5 protein-coding genes are annotated in these 4,218 nt (G+C 56.0%); 2 read left to right on the top strand and 3 right to left on the bottom strand.

The features are described from left to right. Positions 1 to 76: 76 nt before the first annotated feature. Complete coding sequence (locus ADK28_RS01710; protein ID WP_048794711.1) at positions 77 to 910, bottom strand: oxidoreductase; 834 nt, start codon at positions 908 to 910, stop codon at positions 77 to 79. A gap of 105 nt (positions 911 to 1,015) precedes the next feature. Between ADK28_RS01710 and ADK28_RS01705 the strand changes: the two genes are divergently transcribed. Both ADK28_RS01705 and ADK28_RS33390 read left to right on the top strand, forming a co-directional pair. Then, the gene (locus ADK28_RS01705; protein ID WP_033639898.1) at positions 1,016 to 1,936 is read left to right on the top strand and encodes an AraC family transcriptional regulator; all 921 of its coding nucleotides are present in this window, start codon (positions 1,016 to 1,018) and stop codon (positions 1,934 to 1,936) included. Between the two features lie 135 nt (positions 1,937 to 2,071). Beyond that, entirely contained in the window at positions 2,072 to 2,236 is a 165-nt protein-coding gene (locus ADK28_RS33390) for an Lrp/AsnC ligand binding domain-containing protein (RefSeq protein ID WP_261140102.1), read from the top strand. Here the strand turns inward: ADK28_RS33390 and ADK28_RS01695 are convergent. Both ADK28_RS01695 and ADK28_RS01690 read right to left on the bottom strand, forming a co-directional pair. Beyond that, on the bottom strand, positions 2,233 to 3,360 hold the full coding sequence (locus tag ADK28_RS01695; RefSeq protein WP_048794710.1) for an MFS transporter: 1,128 nt from the start codon (positions 3,358 to 3,360) through the stop codon (positions 2,233 to 2,235). The genes ADK28_RS33390 and ADK28_RS01695 overlap by 4 nt on opposite strands. A gap of 138 nt (positions 3,361 to 3,498) precedes the next feature. Then, positions 3,499 to 4,218 (bottom strand): alpha/beta hydrolase (locus ADK28_RS01690; RefSeq protein WP_048794709.1); only part of this gene is annotated, 720 nt, incomplete at its 5' end.

Genomic DNA, 4,218 nt, shown 5'->3' with positions numbered 1-4,218 from the left:
AAGGAAACTTAAGCGGGCTTTTTGCTGTTGGGCGGTCATAATCGGTGATCCCTACGCCCTCCCTACCCGACACCGTTCAGCCATCCGTTGAACGGGTCAGTTTCTCCCATTGTTTAATTTCCTGACCTAACGCCTCGAGCTTTTGCCGCACCAAACTTAATGCGTCACTGCCTAACAACAGATGCGTTGGCGGGGTCTGGCTCTCGATCAATGCCAGCATGGCGTGAGCCGCCTTCACCGGATCGCCGAGTTGCTTGCCGCTTTTTTCCTGGCGCGCCTGACGAACAGGTTCAAATAACGCGTCATAGTCCGGGAGACGGCGAGGGCTGCGTACCATTGAACGCCCGGCCCAGTCCGTTCGAAACGAACCGGGCGCCACTGCGGTCACGTGTATGTTGAACGGGGTAAGCTCCTGACTTAACGCTTCTGATATCCCTTCCAGTGCAAATTTGCTGCCGCAGTAATAGCTGATACCGGGCAAGGTAATGAAACTGCCCATTGAGGTGATATTGATAATGTGGCCGCGACGGCGCTGGCGCATGCCCGGCAGCACGGCTTTGATCATCGCCACCGCGCCAAACACATTGACGTCAAACTGGCGGCGCAGCTCTGCAAGCGGGGATTCTTCCAGAATGCCTTCGTGGCCGTAACCGGCATTGTTCACCAGCACATCTATCGGACCGACGGCGGACTCAATCTCTCCAACCACCTCATCAATACGCTCAACGTCCGTGACATCAAGCAGATAGCCAAAAGCCCGCTGCGTATCGAGCGCGCCGAAAGCCTGCAGCGCTTCGCTGTTGCGCACCGTCCCTACAACCCGATGCCCTACGGCAAGGGCCTCCCGTGCCAGCGCCTGGCCAAAGCCACTGCTGACGCCAGTGATTAAAATCGTTTTTGCAGATGCCATAAAAAGAACTCCCATGAACCAAGAAGGTTGCATGGTATTCTCTGCTCTGCCGCATTTTTAGGCCGTATCTTCTCTTTTTCTTGCCTGATTTTATGAGGTGGTGGGATGTCCGACATGATTGCCCTGATGAATAGACTTGCGGTGCAAGAGGGATACAACCTCACTGCCCTACCTGATGTGCGAATTTTGCGTTCCGATCGCCCGCTTGCCAGAACGCCGGTGCTGTACGATCCGGGGATCGTGATTGTCTGCCAGGGCAGCAAACGCGGTTATTTCGGTCAACAGACCTATTTATATGATGAGCAGCACTACCTGGCGGTTTCGGTGCCGGTGCCGTTTGTGATGGAAACCGACGCGTCGGCAGCGCATCCGCTGCTGGCGATTTATATACATCTGGATTTTCAGCTTGCCGCTGAACTGATGTTGCAGATTGAACAGCATGGCGCCCCGTATCCTCCCGTCGCGCCGCAAAGCATGATGTCGAGCCCCATGGACGGCGCGGTAAAAATGGCCGTACTTCGCCTACTTGACGTCCTGGACAACCCGCTTGAGGCGGCGATCCTCGGTCCGGCGCGGGTGCGTGAACTCTATTTCCGCGTGCTGACAGGCGCACAGGGCAACGCGATGCGTGCCGCGCTGGCCTTGCAAGGCCAGTTTGGCAAAATCGGTAAAGCGTTGCAGCACATCCACGCCACTTACGCGGAGCCGTTAACGCTGACGCAGCTGGCGATGCTGGCCGGCATGAGCGTGCCGACCTTTCATAGCCATTTCAAAGCGATAACGCAGATGCCGCCGATGCAGTATGTGAAATCGGTACGCTTGCACCAGGCACGGATGCTGATGGTGCGCCAACAAATCACCGCCGCCGCCGCGAGTTACGCCGTTGGCTATGAAAGCCCATCGCAATTTAATCGCGAATTCAAACGTCTGTTTGGCCTGCCACCGGCAGAGGAGATAAAACGCATGCAGCGTCACTTCGCCATTCCGCCCGCGCAGCCTGCCTCGGTATTTGTTTCATCGCACTGAGGCTTATTTGGTATGGCGAACGCGACCTTGAGGTATGAAGTGGTAACGTTTTTGGTGACCGATACCAGCAGCTTAGCTATCAAGCAACGCGCGCCCTTTTGCAGTTCACCAGCCGCAAGGAAGTAGAAGAATTGCATACCCTTTGCCGGGGACGGTTGCGTCTTTATCAAAGTACGCGCCGCCGATACCGAATCGCTGGAGAATTTCCTGATGAAGATCCAGAGCTTTGAGGGCGTACGCTCTGTGCGCAGCGACATCTCGCTTTCCACGTTTCTGGCGCGCGGGCCTTCGCCGGATTAAGGCGCACTGCTCTTCTGGCGTGAGGTGAAAAACGTCAACACTCCGGCGCAAAGCAGCAGCATGCTACTCATGGCAAAGGCGCTCTGCCAGCCGAGATGGTCAAACACCATGCCTCCTGTCGTTGAACCAAGCGCAATCGAGAGCTGAATCACCGCAACCATCAGTCCGCCCCCGGCTTCCGCATTGTCGGGAAGCGTGCGGGCAATCCATGTCCACCATCCCGTTGGGGCGGCGGTGGCTAGCATGCCCCAGAGACCTAACAGCAGCGAGACAGCCCAAACGTGATGCCCGGTAAGAATCAGGGCGACGGCAATGACGGCCATCATCCCAGGGATAACCATCAGCGTTAGGTAGAATTTCCTGTTGAGGAATGCCGAGACAACCAGCGTGCCAATAAAACCGGCCACGCCGATAATCAGTAAAATCAACGACAAGCCAGAGGAATCAACACGCGTCACCGTCTCCAGGAATGGGCGCACATAGGTAAATAGCGCAAACTGCCCCATAAAGAACAGGCCACAGGCCAGCATGCCAAGAGAGACAACAGGACGAGCGAACAGGCGGAGTACGGTTCCACGTGATGCAGGAGCTTTATTGCCGTTCATACCAGGCAAACTAACGCACTGCCAGATAAAGGCCACCACCGCGATCGGAACCAGGCACAAGAAAGCGCCTCGCCATCCGACAGTGGCGCCAAGGTAGCTCCCCAGCGGGGCTGCCACTACCGTCGCCAGCGCATTGCCGGCGTTGAAAATAGCCAGGGCACGCGCGACTTGATGTTGTGGCACCAGACGAATCGCCGTTGCCGCAGACATCGACCAGAACCCCCCGATCGCAATACCTATCATCGCGCGACCTGCCATATACACCAGATAACTGGAGGCCAGTGCGATAACGAGCCCCGACACGGCCATCAGAAACGTCATCCCCAGTAACAGGGACTTGCGATCCCTGTTTCCAGCCAGCGCCGAAAGCGTCAGGCTGGTCAGGACGGCCAGCGCGCCGGAGATGGCAATCCCCTGTCCTGCCAGTCCCTCCGTCACGCCTAAATCACGGGCAATCGGCGTAAGCAGGCTGACGGGCATAAATTCCGATGCAATCAGCACAAAGACGCATAGGGTCATGGCAAAAATGGCGCTCCAGTGAGCGTGCTGATTATTCGGTGATGGTGTTTGGCTAAGTATAGACATAGTCAGATTTCACAAAAGTCAGAATAAAGCCACCGCGTAGACAGGTGGCTTTTAATGTTGTCAGTAGAGGGTTTATTTCAGATTGGCTTTGAAAAATTGTTCGAACTTAGCGAAAGGTATTTTTCCGGCAACGTTATCGTACAGGTCCACATGATTTGCACCGGGGACAATCACCAGCTCTTTGTCTTTACTGCCGACCGCCTTATAAGCATCTTCGGCAAAATAGCGTGAATGCGCTTTCTCGCCGGTCACGATAAGCGTCGGGATGGTGATTTCACTGGCGTAGCTCAGCAGCGGCATATTCATAAACGACAGCGGCATCGTTGCCGTCCACGCTCCCTTAGAGTTAACGGAACGCGCGTGGAAACCGCGCGGCATGCGGTAGTAATCAAAGAACTCCTTCAGCACCGGATGCGGATCGGCCGGCAGGGTTTCTGGCAGAATGCGCTGACCCGCGCTGACCTTGCCATTTCTGTCGACGTTAATATCATGAGCGCCGTGAGCGAACGTTCCACTTTCCGCATCCTTCCAGCGCTGTTCATTCAGATACTGCAGAACGGCACGACGGTCAGCGGTGGAATAACGGTCTTTGCCATCCCCCACGCCATGGCCCATCGCCCGACTCATATCGTACATTACGCTTGTTGCCACTGCTTTAACGCGGGTATCCATCGCGGCGTCGTTTAACGCCATGCCACCCCAGCCGCAAATGCCGAGCAGCCCGATACGGTTGCGGTCCACCTCTTTTTGCAGCCCTAAGAAATCCACCGCCGCGCTGAAATCTTCCGTGTT

It is taken from the genome of Serratia sp. 506_PEND (assembly GCF_001076875.1).
Taxonomy (GTDB): domain Bacteria; phylum Pseudomonadota; class Gammaproteobacteria; order Enterobacterales; family Enterobacteriaceae; genus Serratia; species Serratia marcescens.
The sequence above is the reverse complement of the archived record's forward strand: the minus strand, read 5'-3'. Positions and strand labels throughout refer to the sequence as shown.

What these genes read in the sequence shown, in the direction of transcription:
- ADK28_RS01695 (WP_048794710.1), bottom strand. Translation starts at nt 3,360, where the DNA reads ATGACCCTATGCGTCTTTGTGCTGATTGCATCGGAATTTATGCCCGTC.
- ADK28_RS01710 (WP_048794711.1), bottom strand. Translation starts at nt 910, where the DNA reads ATGGCATCTGCAAAAACGATTTTAATCACTGGCGTCAGCAGTGGCTTT.
- ADK28_RS01705 (WP_033639898.1), top strand. Translation starts at nt 1,016, where the DNA reads ATGTCCGACATGATTGCCCTGATGAATAGACTTGCGGTGCAAGAGGGA.